The sequence below is a fragment of the Plantactinospora veratri genome, from assembly GCF_036421995.1.
In the GTDB taxonomy this organism is placed as follows: domain Bacteria; phylum Actinomycetota; class Actinomycetes; order Mycobacteriales; family Micromonosporaceae; genus Plantactinospora; species Plantactinospora veratri.
Genome location: NZ_JAZGQL010000017.1, coordinates 329,227 through 344,589, shown reverse-complemented (window position 1 = coordinate 344,589; position 15,363 = coordinate 329,227). Strand labels below are relative to the sequence as shown.

The 15,363-nt window shown below is 73.8% G+C and carries 13 protein-coding genes; 2 read left to right on the top strand and 11 right to left on the bottom strand.

The window, feature by feature from the left end; translation table 11 throughout:
* Positions 1-49 precede the first annotated feature (49 nt).
* Positions 50-241: a DUF2795 domain-containing protein gene (locus V1634_RS23350; protein WP_331210010.1), complete on the bottom strand. Its 192-nt coding sequence runs from the start codon at positions 239-241 to the stop codon at positions 50-52.
* A gap of 75 nt (positions 242-316) precedes the next feature.
* Between V1634_RS23350 and V1634_RS23345 the strand changes: the two genes are divergently transcribed.
* Positions 317-1,573 (top strand): erythromycin esterase family protein, encoded by a 1,257-nt coding sequence (locus V1634_RS23345; protein WP_331210009.1) that lies wholly within the window; start codon positions 317-319, stop codon positions 1,571-1,573.
* Between the two features lie 79 nt (positions 1,574-1,652).
* Here the strand turns inward: V1634_RS23345 and V1634_RS23340 are convergent, their stop codons facing one another.
* The 10 genes from V1634_RS23340 to V1634_RS23295 all read right to left on the bottom strand — a co-directional run bounded on the left by V1634_RS23340 (position 1,653) and on the right by V1634_RS23295 (position 13,428).
* Positions 1,653-2,885, bottom strand: a complete 1,233-nt coding sequence (locus V1634_RS23340) for a bifunctional helix-turn-helix transcriptional regulator/GNAT family N-acetyltransferase (RefSeq protein WP_331210040.1) — start codon at positions 2,883-2,885, stop codon at positions 1,653-1,655.
* A 41-nt stretch (positions 2,886-2,926) separates the two neighbouring features.
* A complete protein-coding gene (locus V1634_RS23335) occupies positions 2,927-4,069 on the bottom strand; it encodes an alanine racemase (RefSeq protein WP_331210008.1) in 1,143 nt (380 codons plus the stop codon).
* Positions 4,070-4,156: 87 nt separating this feature from the next.
* Positions 4,157-5,728 (bottom strand): IucA/IucC family protein, encoded by a 1,572-nt coding sequence (locus V1634_RS23330; RefSeq protein WP_331210007.1) that lies wholly within the window; start codon positions 5,726-5,728, stop codon positions 4,157-4,159.
* A 41-nt stretch (positions 5,729-5,769) separates the two neighbouring features.
* A complete protein-coding gene (locus tag V1634_RS23325) occupies positions 5,770-7,500 on the bottom strand; it encodes an IucA/IucC family protein (protein ID WP_331210006.1) in 1,731 nt (576 codons plus the stop codon).
* A 70-nt stretch (positions 7,501-7,570) separates the two neighbouring features.
* Positions 7,571-8,770 (bottom strand): ATP-grasp domain-containing protein, encoded by a 1,200-nt coding sequence (locus V1634_RS23320; protein ID WP_331210005.1) that lies wholly within the window; start codon positions 8,768-8,770, stop codon positions 7,571-7,573.
* Between the two features lie 153 nt (positions 8,771-8,923).
* Complete coding sequence (locus V1634_RS23315) at positions 8,924-9,922, bottom strand: ABC transporter substrate-binding protein (protein WP_331210004.1); 999 nt, start codon at positions 9,920-9,922, stop codon at positions 8,924-8,926.
* Between the two features lie 160 nt (positions 9,923-10,082).
* Positions 10,083-10,943: an ABC transporter ATP-binding protein gene (locus V1634_RS23310; protein WP_331210003.1), complete on the bottom strand. Its 861-nt coding sequence runs from the start codon at positions 10,941-10,943 to the stop codon at positions 10,083-10,085.
* Between the two features lie 68 nt (positions 10,944-11,011).
* Entirely contained in the window at positions 11,012-12,088 is a 1,077-nt protein-coding gene (locus V1634_RS23305) for a FecCD family ABC transporter permease (RefSeq protein WP_331210001.1), read from the bottom strand.
* The gene (locus tag V1634_RS23300) at positions 12,085-13,161 is read right to left on the bottom strand and encodes a FecCD family ABC transporter permease (RefSeq protein WP_331210000.1); all 1,077 of its coding nucleotides are present in this window, start codon (positions 13,159-13,161) and stop codon (positions 12,085-12,087) included. Before V1634_RS23300 ends, V1634_RS23305 begins: the two co-directional genes overlap by 4 nt.
* A 72-nt stretch (positions 13,162-13,233) precedes the next feature.
* Entirely contained in the window at positions 13,234-13,428 is a 195-nt protein-coding gene (locus tag V1634_RS23295; protein ID WP_331209999.1) for a CsbD family protein, read from the bottom strand.
* 209 nt (positions 13,429-13,637) lie between these two features.
* Between V1634_RS23295 and V1634_RS23290 the strand changes: the two genes are divergently transcribed.
* Positions 13,638-15,317 carry an SMI1/KNR4 family protein gene (locus V1634_RS23290; RefSeq protein ID WP_331209998.1) on the top strand — a complete coding sequence of 560 codons (1,680 nt, stop codon included), beginning with the start codon at positions 13,638-13,640 and terminating at the stop codon, positions 15,315-15,317.
* Positions 15,318-15,363 lie beyond the last annotated feature (46 nt).

Below are 15,363 nucleotides of genomic sequence, written 5' to 3'. Positions count from 1 at the left end.
TCCACCGGGCGGGCGCGCCCCGACCCGGCTGCCCCGCCGCCGCAACGGGTCAGGAGAGTTCGATGATCGCGTCGCCGATCTCGGCGGGGGTCTGGAACTGCTCGACCGGCAACGACTGGAGCAGCCTGAGGGTCTGGGTGTCGACGCCGGTCTCCTGGGCCCAGCGCACCAGGTCCTCCTTCGACACCGGGTAGTCCAGACCGGCGAGCGACTCCTGCAACTGCATCGCGTTAGCTCGCATACCTGGTCGAGTACCCGGTTCCGGCCCCGCCACACCCGGCGTTTACCCGGGCGGTCCGCGGGGTAGCCGCCGCCCATGCAGGTTCACCGGCTCGGGGCCCCGAACGACTTCGACCCGCTGTTGGAGCGTATCGGCCCGGCCCGGGTCGTGATGCTGGGCGAGGCGAGCCACGGCACGTACGACTACTACCGGCTGCGCGAGCAGTTGACCCGGCGACTGATCGCCGAGTGTGGTTTCTCGTTCGTGGCCGTCGAGGGCGACTGGCCGGACTGCGACCTGGCGCACCGCTCGGTGACCGGCGCCACGGACGGGGACGACGACCCGCAGCGCGCGCTGGAACGGTTCGAGCGGTGGCCGACCTGGATGTGGGCGAACGCCGAGGTGTCCCGGTTCTGCCGGTGGCTGCGAGCCTGGAACCTGGAGCGGCCGGACGGGCAACGGGCCGGCTTCCACGGGCTCGACGTCTACAGCCTGTGGGACTCGATGCAGGCGATCCTGGACTACCTGGGCGAGGAGGACCCGGCGTCGCTGGAGGTCGCCCAGGAGGCGTACCGGTGCTTCGAGCCGTACGGCACCCGGATCGAGGAGTACGGGCTGGCCAGCCGGTTCGTCTCGGCCCGCTGCGAGGAAGAGGTGGTGCGGCTGCTGGCGCGTACCCGCCAACGGGCCGCCGCCGACGGCGCCGACGCCTTCTCCGCGTGGCAGAACGCGGAGGTGGTGGCCGGCGCGGAGAAGTACTACCGGGCGATGGTCGGCGGCGGTCCGCAGTCCTGGAACGTCCGGGACAGCCACATGGCCGACACCCTCGACCGGCTGCTGGACCGGTACGGCCCGCAGGCCCGGGCGGTGGTCTGGGCACACAACACGCACGTCGGCGACGCCCGGGCCACCGACATGGCCGCCGGTGGGATGGTCAACATCGGCCAGCTCGCCCGCGAGCGGCACGGCACCGACGACGTGGTGCTGGTCGGCTTCGGCAGCTATCAGGGCAGTGTGGTCGCCGCCAACCGGTGGGGCGCGCCGGCCGAGGTGATGACCGTGCCGGTGGCCCGGGCCGGGTCGGTGGAGGAGCGGCTGCACCATCTGTTGCCCGAGCGGGCGCTGCTGGTCTTCGACTCCGGTGACCGGCCGGACTGGCTGGTCGAGGAGGCCGACCACCGGGCGATCGGGGTGGTCTACGACCCGTCGTTCGAGGCGTGGGGAAACTACGTGCCGACCCGGCTCGGCGACAGGTACGACGCCTTCATCTGGTGCGACCACACGACGGCCCTGCACCCGCTGCCCGCCCCCACCGCCCCCGGCGAGATGGAGACGTACCCGTCGGGGGTGTGACAGGCGTGGGTAGCGCCCGCTACTTCCGGGAATCGGTGCCTGTTACAGCGCGGCGCGCTCTCTCCGCGAAGTCGTGCGATCACCGGTACGGGAGTTCCTCGACGGTGCTGGTGCCGGAGCCTTCGTGGGATTCCCAGGTCCAGGTCTCGGTCAGCCGGAGGCGGGCGTCCGGGAGGATCGAGATGCGGCTGACGCAGTGGCCGGTGGAGGTGCGGCCGGCGGTGTTGAGCTGCACGTAGCGAAAGTCGAGGGTGTCGCCGTCCCGGGTGCCGACCAGGTGGCCGGTCCGGACGCTGCCGCCGGAGTACGTCGCCGAGATCTCCCCACCCCGTTCCCGATAGTCGAAGACGGTCTCGGTGCCCACCTCGCCGCCGTCGACCTCGGCCACCGCGCGGAACCGCCGGCCGTCGAGCGACGGCAGCGGGCTTTCGGGTACGTCACCGGCGACCGTCCGCTCGAAACAGACCTGGTTGTACGGGCTGTCGCCGTACGCCGGGATCTGCCGGTAGCCGGCCGAGTGGTAGAGCGCCGCCGCCTCGGGGAGCGATCGGTGGGTGCCCAGCCGCACCGTGTGCAGGCCACGGGTCACCGCCTGCCGCTCCAGTTCGGCGAGCAGTCGGCGGCCGAGCCCCAGGCCGCGGGCGTCGCCGTGCACCCAGAGGTGGCAGAGTTCCGCGACGCCCGGTGCGAGGGTGCGGATTCCACCGCAGCCGATCGGGTGCCCCTGCTCGTACGCGACCAGGAAGGCACCGCCGGTCCCGCCGAGTTCGGCGGGGTCCACCAGGGCCCGGCTGTCGTAGCCCTCGGGGAACCTGGTCGACAGCTCGGCGGTGTATCCGGTCAGGCAGTCCCGGGCGGCGGCCGAGCCGGCGTCGGTCGGCTCGACGGTGACGGCGGCCAGCCGGAGCAGTCGGCGGGTCCGCTGTAGAGCGGCGACCAGCTCGGCCCGTTGGGCGACGGTGAGCGGCGCCAGCAGTTCGCTGGCGGCGGCGGTCGAGCGGCGTTCCAGCTCGGCGAGTTCGGCGTTGCCGGCGTCGGTCAGCTCGGCCACCCGGACCCGGCCGTCCGTCTCGTGCGCGTGGAGCTGGACCAGGCCCTGCCCTTGCAGGGAGCGCAGCGACCGGCTCAGGTAGCCGGAGTCCCAGCCGAGCCGGCTGCGTAGGTCGCGGACCGAGGCGCCGGTGCCGATCTCGTAGAGCAGCCGGGCCTCGCTGAGCGGCCGGTCCTGTCCGAGGTACCGGTCGGTGAGCAGCCCGATCCGCTGCGAGTAGTAGCGGTTGAAGTCGCGGACCGACCGAGCCTGGTCGAGCATCTCCGTCACTTCTCTGACTGTAGTCAGAGATCGACCGGCCGTCAGTCCTCCGGGCGGCCGGTCCGGAAGTCCGGCGGGTCGTGCATCAGGAAGTCCCGGTGACTGATGTTCCAGGCGTACGCGCCGGCCATCTCGAAGACGATCGTGTCGCCGGCCGCGATCCGGCCCGGCGGCGGCAGTTCAGCCGCGTCGGCCACCCGGGCCAGTACGTCCTTGGGGGTGCAGAGCTGCCCGACTATCGTCACCGGCCCGCTCCCGGTGACCGGCCGGGGGAACGGGTAGCCCCACCCGGGGCGGGGCAGCACGGTGAACGGCTGGGAGTGCGCCTTCGCGGCCGGGGTACGGAGCTGGTGCGTACCGCCGGTCACCACCACGAACCACTCGGCATCGGAGCGCTTCACGTCCAGCACCTCGACCCGGTAACGACCACAATAGACAGTCATTGCCCGGCCCGGCTCGATCCGCAGCGTCCGGCCGGGATGCTCGGCGAGCAGCCGGGCCAGTGCGGCGCCGTACGCCGGCCAGTCGAACCGGGCCGCCGGATCGACGTAGTCGACCGCCATGCCGCCGCCGACGTTCACCTCCCGGGCGTCGAGTTCGGCCACCGCCCACTCGACCACCGTCCGGGCCACGGCGGCGGCACCGGGTGCGCCGAGCCCGCTGCCGAGATGGGCGTGCACGCCCCGGAACCGGATCCCGGGAAGGTCGAGCCGGGCGCAGTCCCGGGCGTCTTCCGGGGACATCCCGAACGGGCTGGGCCGGCCGCCCATCACGAGTACCGCGTCGCCGACCGGCACCGGCAGGTTGACCCGGAGCAACACCTCGGCGACCGTGCCCCGATCCACGGCCAGCCGGGAGAGCCGGAGCAGCTCCGTCGGGGACTCGACGTGGAACCGGCGTACCCCGGCGGACAGCCCGGCAGCCAGCTCCTGGTCGGTCTTGCCCGGCCCGCCGAACGCCGCCGCCGGGGCGCCCGGGAAGACCTCGGCCAGATGCCGCAGCTCGCCGCCACTGGCCGCCTCGAAGCCGTCGACGTGCGGTGCCAGGGTACGCAGAATCCCCGGGTCCGGGTTCGCCTTCATCGCGTAGAGCAGCTCGACCCCGGGCGGCAGCGCGGCCCGGATAGCCGCCGCCGAGGCGTCCAGCCCGGCGAGGTCGTACCAGTAACTCGGCCGCTCGGTCACCACGGTTCCTGCCTCTCGTTCGCGCCGGTCACCGGCCTGCCTCTCGTTCGCGCTGTGGGGCTCGCAACCCCGGCTCACTCCTCGCACTCACCAGCGCCCTCCGATGGGGTTGGGGAACGGTAGGTAGCCGGCGTTCCGGTCGGCGGCCCGCTGCCAGCGCACCAGCAGGTTGGCCTTGACCGGCAGCGGAACCCCGGCCAGCAGGGCCCGCAGCCGGGGCGGGTCGCCGAGCCGGGTGGAGGCCTCCCGGACCACCTCGCGCAGCGCCGCCCAGAGCCGCGCCTCGACCCCGGGATGCGCGTCGGCCAGCGCCCCGGCCAGCTCCACCAGATGGTTGACGAAGAGGCAGTAGCTGAGCCGGTTGAACGCCTGCTCGGGGTCGTAGCCGATCGGGGCCGGCAGGCGCGCGAGCCAGTCGGCCCGGCGTTCGGTGTCGAGCTTGACGCCCTCCAGGTCGCGCAACAGCATCCGCACCGGCCACCGGTCGGCGTCCAGCACCACCACCACGTTCTGGAGGTGGGCCTCGTGCACCACCCCGTGCCGCCACCAGAGTTCGAGCACGGCCGGGACGAGCAGCCGGACGTACGCGTCCCACCAGCCGACCGGATCGGTCACCGCCAGCGGGGCGGCGGCCAGGGCGGCGGCGATCAGCGGGATCTCGCCCTCGGCCAGGTGCGGGCGCAGCCCGCCGCGCAGGATCACCCCGTACGTCTCGTCCAGCCCCGGCAGCTCCACCGTCCGGTACGCCGGCTCGGGCAGCAGCGCCACCCCGGCCGGCAGGGGCAGCTCGGCGAGGAGCCGGGTCAGCGCCACCGCACCGGTCAACTCGTAGCGGGCGTTCTTGCGTACGCAGTTGGTGATCCGGACGTGCAGGCTGGTCTTGACGAAGAGGTCCGCCCGGGGCGCGTATAGGGTACGGACGCTGGCGGTCGGGCGCAGTACCGCACCGGCCGTGCCGAGGTCGCGCAGCCGGGGGTCGAGCGGCCCGGACAGCTCGTACTGCCAGGGGTGCACCGGCAGTACGGCGTGCCCGGCCGGCGGCACCGGCGGATCGAGTACCTCGACCAGCTCGTCGAAGGGTCCCTCCGAGCCGAGCAGCGCCTCCGGTACGGCGATCCAGCGCAGCCGCAGGCTGGTACGCAGTTCGGGGGCGTACGCGTTCCACGCCTCGACGTCGCCGCTGCGCCACTTCGGGGCCGGGTGCCGGGGGTGGCCGTGCACCAGCGACTGTTCCGAGTCCACATAGGAGTCGATGACCGGGTCGCCGGTCGGGTCCGGATCGGTGGGCGGGCGCAGCCGGAGTACCCGGTCCAGGGCGTCCCGGCTCGCCACCACCTGCCCGGTGAACTCGTCGTTGCGTACCCCGGTGCGCAGGGTCAGCTCGTCCGCGACCAGGGCGGCGAGCCCGGCCGCGTCCACCGGTGACCAGGCGCCGGCGGAGAACCGCTGCACCGGGCCCTCGTAGCGGTGCGCCCCGACTTCGGAGACCCGGGCCACCGCACAGCGCAGCAGTACGGCACTGCGCGGCAGCCGTACCACGGCGTGCCCGTCGGCCAGCGTGGTCTGTCGTTCCGGGCCGGCGACCTCCCGGGCGACGCAGCCGAGCAGGGTGTGCGTGCTGGCGACGTCGGCGGTACGCCGGGACACAGCGGCGGTCATCGACAGCTCCTCGTCGCGACGCGGCCCGCGCCCGAGCGCGGTCACCGATCGGACCGCAGGTAGTTGGGGCCGGTACGCAGGTAGTACTTGTTGATGTCGGCACAGCCGGTGCGCTGCTTCGGCAGCAGCGTTCCGGCGGTGAGCATCGCCTTGACCGGCAGCCGGTCGGCGGTCAGCACGCGCTCGGTGAGCAGCCGTCCGGCGGCGGCGGTGTCCCAGCCGGGCGGGCCGGCCGGCGATGTGCGGGTCGGGGCGGCGGTCCAGCGGTCCCGGGCGGCGAGCAGCCGGCGCCGCAGTGCCGCGCCGGGAGCCGGCACCGGCACGCCCCGCTCGGCGAGAGAGCACAGCGGCGCGGTCGCGGCCAGGTGCAGGGTGATCGTGGTGAAGACGTCGGCCAGCTCACCGGGATCCGCCACCCACATCCGCTCGTCCCGCAGGTCGGGCCCGGGGCGCCGGGTCAGCCGAGCGCCGTCGTTGTCCTTGTAGAGCAGCCGGAGTCCGCCGCTGCCGGGACCGGCGCCAGCAGGCGGGTCGAGGACGAGGTGGATGTTCTGCTGGTGCGCCTCCAGCGCGATGCCGTGCCGCAGCCACAGGAAGACGTGCCAGTCGACCAACAGGTCCAGATAGGACTCCAGCAGTGGGCGCGGGTCCGACCCGCCGACCCGCTGCGCGACGGTCCCGCCGGCCGGGTCGACGGCGGCCAGCGCGGCGGCCGGCACCACGGCCCGCCCGGCCAGCTCGGCCGGGAAGCGGCGGACCAGAAAGGACCGGACCGGGTCACCGGCATGGCCGTAACAGCCCTCGTCGGCGTGCAGGATCCGGCCGGCGAACGCCGGCTCGGCGGCGGCGATCCGGGCCAGCAGCCGGTGCAGTTCCGCGCCGTCGACCAGGGTGCCCGGCGCGATGGTACGGACGTTCCGGGCCCCCAGCGTCGCCGTGGCGAGCGGCAGCTTCAGATGCGTGTACGGGTCGGCGAGCAGCGCCACCGTCCGGGTCGACAGGGTCGGCCGGACGAGCACCTCGGGCACGTCGGCGCGGACCGGCAGGTGGAGCCGGTCGGCGGTGACCGGGTGCACCGGCAGCAGTACGGTCTCCGGCTCGCCGGACGGGGGCCACCAGTGCGGCAGCACGCCGGTGAGGGTCAGCTCGGCGCGGGGCACCGGCAGCCAGCGCAGCGCGAAGGTCGGGGCGTGCTCCGGGGCGTACCCGAGCAGGGCGGTGCGGTCCAGGCCGATCCGCGCCCGGCTGGTCGGGTAGACGGGATGATCGGTCCGGGCCGCGAGTACGTCGTCGAGCAGCGCTCCGGCCATTCCGTCCGGGGTACCGGCGCGGGCGGCGAGCAGTTCGGCGTGCACCCGGGGGCGGGTCTCGGCGGCGAGCCGGCGGGCGACGAGATCGTCCCGGCATTCGGCCCGGAACGCCTCCCAGCCCGCCTCGGCGTCCGGGTCGTCCACCGGGGCGAGGAGGTCCAGCAACTCGTCGAGGCGTCGCACCACCCGCCCCGGGGCCGGCTCGCTGCCGGGGAGCGCCTCGGCCCCCGTCGGCCCGGCGTCGGGAAGCGCCACGAGTTCCGGCCGGGCGGTGCGCAGTTCGTGCTGGAAGCCGTCGGGCCGGACCGGCAGCCGCAGCCGGGCGCCGGGGACCCGGGTCAGCCACCAGTTACCGCTGCGGTACCCGTTGCCGGCCAGGCCGAGGTGGTCCTCCCGGAGCAGCGCGTCCAGTACCCGCTGGAAGAGCTGCCGCTCGGCGGCGTCGGCGCCGGTCCCGGTCACCGCACCGCCCGGGAGAGCCGCCGGGCGCCGCCGCCGGGTGCGGTGGGCTGTTCCGATCGCCGTCGCGTGGTCATGCTTCGATCTTCCAACGGTGGGCGGCCCGGAAGTCGCGGAGCGCGTCGCGCACGGACCCCGGCTCCGGGCCGATCGCGTGCAGCGCGGCCAGGTAGTCCCGGTTGGTGCCGGTCAGCGGCGCGGCCGTCCCGACCGTCCGGAGTGGACGACTGCCGAGCAGGATCCCGCCCGGCCCGGTCGCGTCCACCGGGCCCGGCGCGGCGACCAGACGCCCGGAACGGTCGGCGCAGACCCATTCGACCCGGGCGTACCGGTCCAGCGTCACCGGGTCGGGCAGGGCCGGCAGCGGGTCACCGGCGTGCAGCCGGATGACGTACGCGAAGAGCGGCAGGTCGAGCAGTTCGGCCATCACCAGGTCGACCCGGTCGCCGATCAGCCGGTAGTTGACCTCGACGAGCCGGGCCCGGCCGTCGGCGACCACGAACTCGGTGTGGCAGGCGCCGAAGCCGACGCCGAGCGCGTCGAGCTGGGCGAGCACCTGGGCCAGTATCGGCGCCGGCAGCTCCGGTGCCCAGTCGAGAGCCTCCTCGGTGAAGGTCGGCGGCGGCCCGAGACTGGTCCGCCAGCCGCCGAGCACGGCGGTGCCGTCGCGGTCGCCGAGGGTCTCCAGGGTGTACAGGTCGCCGGCCAGGTACTCCTCGACCAGCAGGTCCTGGCCGGGGCGGCGGGTGCGGATCTCGGCGACCCGGCGGCGCAGCTCGGGTAGACCGTCGACCAGGTAGACGTCCTCGCTGGCCACGCCCTCCCGGGGTTTCACCACCGCCGGGAAGGGCACGGTCGCGGCCAGCTCCGCGGCGTCCTGCGGGCGCAGCGTCACCACGGCCACCCGGTCCAGGTGCGCGTCGGCGACGGTACGCCGGGTCAGTCGCTTGTCCTTGCTCCGCAGCGTCGCCCGCCAGTCCTTGCCGGGCAGTCCCAGATAGGCGGCGGCGAGCGCGGTGGGGGTCTGTAGGTGGTCGCTGTTGGACAGCAGCGCGACCGGCGGCTCGCCCCGGTGCACCGCGTCGAGTACGCCCCGCACGTCGCGGACGTCCGCGCCGGAGACCTCCGCCCCGGACCGCTGCGCCGGACTCGCCGGCCAGGCGGCGGGCTGGTCCGTCAGGACCGTCACCGGCAGCCCGAGCCGGGCGGCCGCCGGCAGGAAGCCGTCGAGCACCGAGTCGGTCGGGTTGAGCGCGGTCAGGTAGAGCCGCACGAGTCTGCCTCCTCCGGCGGTGTCGCCCGGTGCCGGCGAGGTGATCCGGGATCCGGCGACGACCGGCGGTCTGCGGTTGTCTGTGCCGGCCGGCGTCCGGGTGCCCGTCGGGGCGCGACGGGCACCCGGTGGGCCGGCGGGTGGGCAGGGGTGTTACTTGGCGGGGTCGACCTGGAAGGTCCGCGCGATGTCGTCGAGGACGAAGTGGGCGCCCTGGACCGAGACCGAGGTCATCCAGAGTTCGTCCTTGACCTCGTACACGTGCCTGGCCTGCACCCCGGCGAGCCGGTTCCACAATGGATTGGCCTGGAACCTGTCCCGGTAACTCTCGCCGCCACTGTAGGTGGTGACGAAGATGTGGTCCGCGTCGGCCAGCTCGATCTGCTCCTCGCTGATCTCGGTGGCGAAGGTCTCCTCGTTCTGCGAGGCGGGGCGCTTCAACCCGGCGTCGGCCAGGATGATGCCGATGAACGACGCCCTGGCCATCAGCCGGGTCGGGCCGTCCACGAACCGGACCACCGAGACGGACGGGTTGTTCGCCTTCGTGTTGACCTCGTCGCCGATCTTCTTGGCCCGCGCCTCGTACGCCGCCAGCTCCTGCGCCGCCTTGGCCTCCTCGCCGAGCGCCTTGCCCAGCAGGGTGACGTTGTCCTTCCAGATCGGGCCGGTGGTCTTGACGAAGACGGTGGGCGCGATCGCGGAGAGCTTGTCGTAGAGCGCCTCGTGCCGGACGGTCGCCGAGACGATCAGGTCCGGCCGGAGCGAGGCGATCAGTTCGAGGTTGGGGTTGTCCAGCGGGCCGATGTCCCTGGTGTCCCTGACCGCCTCGCCGAGGTAGTCCGGGAAGGTCTTCTGGTTGCGATAGCTGGCGATCCCGCCGACCAGCGGCCGGTCGAGCAGTACGACCGCCTCCACCAGGCTGTTGTCCAGCGCCACGATCCGCTGCGGCTTCGCCTTGAGTTCGGTGCTGCCCTTGTCGTGGGTGATGGTCCGGGGGAACTCGGCGTCGGCGGCAGCAGCCCCCTGACCGGAGTCGGACCCGCCCGCGGGGTCCGACGTGCCGCAGGCAGACAGCCCGACGGCCAGGGTCAGCCCGGTCAGGCCGGCGGCGAGCCGGAGGGCTGCCCCGCGACCGCGCGCGAATCGACGCATGGAATGTTCCTTCTTCCTGTTACTGAAGCTCGTTACTTGAAGCTCGTTACTTGAAGCTCATTGCTGAAGCTCGTTACCCAGGCTCGCTACTAAGGTAAGGCTCGCCTACTTCGCAGTTAGGGTAGCCTTGCTCACCGTCGAATGGAAACTGCGAAGCCGATCACGCCGGTACGGGTCGCCCCTGGTCACCGTGGTGCCCGGCGCCCTCCGGCTTGGCGATTGCCACCGGCTCGGTCCGGCGCGGGCGACCCTCCGGTACGACGATCGGCGTACCGGCCACCGGGCAGGAGATGATCCGGCACTCGAGGCCGAACACCTCCCGGACCAGTTCCGGCGTCACCACCTCGGTCGGCGGACCGGCCGCGACGACCCGGCCGGCCCGCATCGCGACCAGGTGGTCGGCGTACCGGCACGCCTGGTTCAGGTCGTGCAGCACCATCACCACCGTCCTGCCGTCCCGCTGGTTCAGCTCGGCGACCAGCTCCAGCACCTCCACCTGGTAGGCCAGGTCCAGATAGGTGGTCGGCTCGTCCAGCAGCAACACCCGGGTGTCCTGGGCCAGCGCCAGCGCGATCCAGACCCGCTGCCGCTGGCCGCCGGACAGCTCGTCCACGCTCCGCTCGGCCAGCTCGGCGGTACCGGTGGCGGCCAGCGCCGCGTCCACGACCTGCTCGTCGGCCCGGGACCACTGCCGCCACCAGTGCTGGTGCGGGGTACGCCCCCGGGCCACCAGGTCCCGGACGGTTATCCCGTCCGGGGCGATCGGCGACTGCGGCAGCAGCGCCAACCGCTGGGCGAGGTCCCGGTTCGACAGGCTGGCGATCGGGTCACCGTCGAGATAGACGACCCCGGCGGCCGGCGCCAGCAGCCGGGACAGCGCCCGCAGCGCCGTCGACTTGCCGCAGGCGTTCGGCCCGACCAGCGCGCTGACCTTGCCGGCCGGCAGCTCGATGTCGAGGCTCTCGGCCACGATCCGGTCGCCGTACCCCAGCCGAAGGTCGCTGCCGAGCAGCGCGGTCATCTCGTCCTCCACATGATCGTCGAGCCTCGCCGGTCGCCGTCGCCGGCCGGGGCGTCCCCGCCGGACACTCAACCGGCCCGGCCGACCCGGTTCGCCCGGGCCAGCAACCACATCAGGTACGGCGCCCCGACCGCACCGGTGACGACGCCGACCGGCAGCTCGATCGGGGCGAGTACCAGCCGGGCCGCCAGGTCGGCGAGGAGCACCAGGGCGGCGCCGACGCAGCCGCTGGCCAGCAGCGGCAGGTTCGCGGTGCCGGTGAGCCGGCGGGCGATCTGCGGCGAGGCGAGCGCGACGAAACCGATCGGGCCGGCCGCCGCCGTCGCCACCGCCGCCAGCACGACCGAGGCGAGCAGCAGTACGATCCGGGCCCGGTCCACCGGCAGACCCAGCGTCCGCGCGGTGTCGTCGCCGTACTGGAGCAACTGGTACGGCCGGATCAGCCCCAGCACCACCGGCACGGCCACGAGCAGGGCCAGCCCGATCCACCAGGCGTGCTCGAAGCCGCGCCCGTTCAGCGAGCCGGTCAGCCACACCATCGCCCGGGACGCCTCGTCGATGTCGGCCCGGGCCAGCAGCCAGCTCGTCAGCGCGGTGAGCGCCCCCTGCACGCCGATGCCGACCAGTACGAACCGGAGCCCGGTGATGGTGCCGTCCCGGAACGCCATCCCGTAGCTGATGCTCGCCGCGACCAGCGCACCGAGCAGCGCGCCGAACGGGACGCTGACGTACGAGCCGGCGCCGGCCGAGGTCGCCCCGCCGATCAGCACCGCGGCCACCCCGCCGGTGCTCGCCCCCGCGGTCACGCCGATCAGGTCCGGGCTGGCCAGCGGGTTGCGGGTGACGGCCTGCATCAGCGCGCCGGCCAGCCCGAACGCGCAGCCGACCAGCAGCGCGGTCAACGCCCTGGGCAGCCGAAGCTCGCGCACGATCAGCGTGGCGTCCGCGCCTCCGGTACCGGTGAGGGCGGCGACCACGTCACCGACCGGGATCGGGAACTCGCCGACCGAGACCGAGGCGACCAGCCCGGCGACGGCGAGCGCCACCACCACCAGCAGCACCCCGAGCACCCGGGGACGGACGATCCCGCCGAGCCCGGCCAACTCCCAGCCGACCCGGCCCCGGCGGGGGAGGCGGAGGTTCATCGGGTCTGCTCCCGGAACCTGCCGCGCTTCACCAGCATGATCAGGAAGGGGGCGCCGATCATCGCGGTCACCACGCCGGCCTGCACCTCGCCCGGATGGTCCAGGAGCCGGCCGAGGGTGTCGGCGCCGAGCAGCAGCGCCGCGCCGGCCAGCGCCGATCCGGGGAGCAGCCAACGCAGGTCGGGGCCGGTGAAGGTGCGTACCAGGTGCGGCACGACCAGCCCGACGAAGGTGACCGGGCCGGCGGCGGCCACCGCGGCACCGGTCAACAGGATCACCCCGACCGCGCCGAGCAGCCGGGTGGTGCCGACCCGGACCCCGAGCGAGCCGGCGAGGTCGTCGCCGAGGGCGAGCGCGTTCAGCCTCGGCGTGATGAACGCGACCAGCAGCAGCCCGGCCAGGACGAACGGGCTCAGTTGACCGGCCAGGTCGCCGTCCCGGCCGGCGAGCGAGCCGACCGCCCAGAACCGGTACTGGTCCAGGGTGCGCACGTCCAGCAGCACCAGCGCGTTGGTGAGGCTCATCAGCAGTGCGGTGACCGCCGCACCGGCGAGGGCGAGCTTGACCGGGGAGGTGCCGCCCCGGCTCGCCGACGCCCGGGCCGCACCGCCGATGGCGTAGACGAGGGCGCCGGCCAGGGCGGCGCCGAGGAAGGCGAACCAGACGTACTGGTAGGGCGAGGTCAGGCCGAAGACGCCGATGCTGGTAGCCACCGCCAGCGCGGCACCGGCCGAGATGCCGAGCAGCCCGGGATCGCCGAGCGGATTGCGGGTGAGTTCCTGGGCCAGCGCGCCGGCCACCCCGAGCGCGACCCCGACCAGCAGGCCGAGCAGCGTACGCGGAAAGCGCAGTTCCGCGACGAGCAGCGCGTCCCCGCTCCGGTCACCGGCCAACGCCCGCAACGCCTCGCCCGGCGGTACGTGTTTCGCGCCGATCAGCACGCTCGCCAGGCAGGCCAGCGCGACCGCGGCGAACAGCACCAGCACCAGCCCGGTACGCCGACCGGCGGTACTCCGCGGTGTTCGCGACGGCGCCTGGCCCGGTGCCGCCGGGGCGCGGAGGGTTAGGTGCACCTAAGTAAGATAAGCCATGCCTAACCAGCAGCTCAGTGGGGCTGCCGGCGACACGACGGACCCGGGTGGAAATCAGGGCCGGAACGCGTCCCGGGTGTCCCGCGCGGCATCGGCCACGTGGTCACCGGCCTGCTTGACGTTCGCCTCGGTCTGCTCGGTGGCGCCCTCGGCCTGGAGCCGCTCGTTGTCGGTCGCCTCGCCGGTCTTCTCCTTGGCCGCTCCGGCGACTTCCTCGATCTTGTGCCGGATCTTGTCTCCCATGCCCATCGTGTCCTCCAGTTCCTCGCCGAGCTGCTCTGCGCAGCTCGCCGACCTATAACTGCCCGGCGGTGTCCCGACCGAAACAGGGCGCGGCGACGCGGCGAGCGGTTCCGAGCCGACGCGAGCGGTCCCGGGTACCGGGTGACGGCGCGACGCGAGCGGTCCCCGCGTACCGGGCGGTTTCGGTAGGCTGCGGGCGACCTGGGGAGGCGTCGATGTCCTGGCCGGACGGTGGACCCTGGGTGGTCGCCACGACCTCGTCGAGCCCGAGCTGGGCGGTGGTCACGGCCGCCCTCTGCGCGGCGTCGACGGCACGACCGGCGGTGCTGCGGATCGTCCACGACGTTCCCGGTGCTCCCGACACTTCCGACACTTCCGACGCTTCCGCTGCCCCGCTGGCACCGCTGCGGGACAACCTCGCCAGCTTTCTCGAGGTGCGCGCCGGTACCGCCGACCCGATCGGGGTGGACGACCTCGTCGGAGTCGTACGGGCGCTGTCGCGTACCCACGGGTTGGTTCTGGTGACCGGGGCGCCCGGTCTCGTCGTACCGTTGGGTCGTGCGGGCTGGACCCTCGCGGACCTGGCCTGGGCGCTCGGCGCTCCGGTGGTGCTCGTCGTCGACCCGGGACCCGGTGCGGTCAACCACACCACGCTGGCCCTCGACGTGCTCGCCGGACGCGACCTCACCGGTACCGTCGTCGCGGTCGGCGACGGCGACGAGCTCGCCAGGCTGCCGGTCGGGCTGGCCGGCCGGGTTCCGGCGGACGCGGCCGACCGGCCGGAGGCGTTCCGGACGGCGGCCCCGGGCTGGCTCGACCCGCTGCTGCACGCCACCCGCCGCCCGGTCCGGACCACCGCCCCGCCGGCACCGCAGGCCGCACCAGCCTCCGCGCCGGCCGGCGACCCGCCAGAGCCGACGGGCGACGAAGCGGGCGAGCCGACGGGCGAGTCGGCGGGCGACGGCTCGGCGGGTGCGGGGGGCGCACCCGTTCCCGGGGCGGAGCGGGGGAGGCCGAACCCCGTCGTGCCGGGATCGGCCGGGCCCGGGGTGGTCCGGGGACCCGCCCGCCGGACGGTCAGCGGCAAGCGGGTGCTGATCGCCCTGCTCCTGATCTTCCTGGCCTCGGTCCTGCTGCTCTGCGGTCTGACCCTGATCTCACCGACCGGCCCGGCGGTCGTCAACGAATACCGGATCAGCGAGCGGCGGGACGTGTCGGACGACCCGGTGCCGAGCGCCCGGCTCCGGCTGCCGGTGCAGACCCCGGCCCCGACCCCGACCCGGTCGCCGTCCATCGGCGTCTGCTCGCACAACGCCCGCAGGGTGGCCGCAACCGTGCCGGACGCGGCGACCACGGACCGGGTCGACGCCGCCTGGCTACGCATCGAACGCTGGCTGGCCCGGCACGCCCCACGCAGCCGGGCGAGCCTGCGCCCGCCCGCGGCGCCGGCCCGGATCTCCGCGCTCCAGACCCGGATGTCGGTCCCGTTCCCCGCCGACCTCGTCGCCTCGCTGCGTCGGCACGACGGGGCGGACGACTTCGACCTGCCACCCTTCTACCGACCGCTGTCGCTCGACCAGATCGCCGCCGACTGGGCGGTGAACTGCAAGGTCCGCAGCGACATCCCGATGGAAGACGACTGGTGGCACCCGTCCTACGTACCGTTCGCGTCGGCCGGTGACGGCGGGAGCCTGCTGGTCGACCAGCGGCCGGGCGGGCACGGCCGGGTCGGCGAGTTCTACCCAGAGGACGGCACCGGCTTCGACCCCTGGCCGGCGTCGGTCGCCGAACTGCTGGCCGGCGTGGCGAGATCGCTGGAGACCGGCGAGCCGTACGCCGGGCGCTACCGCCCGACCGTCGACGCCGAGGGCCGGCTCGACTGGACGATCGGATAGCCGCCGACGGCAGGCTGGGACGGGTCGTGGGGCAGTCAGGGACAGG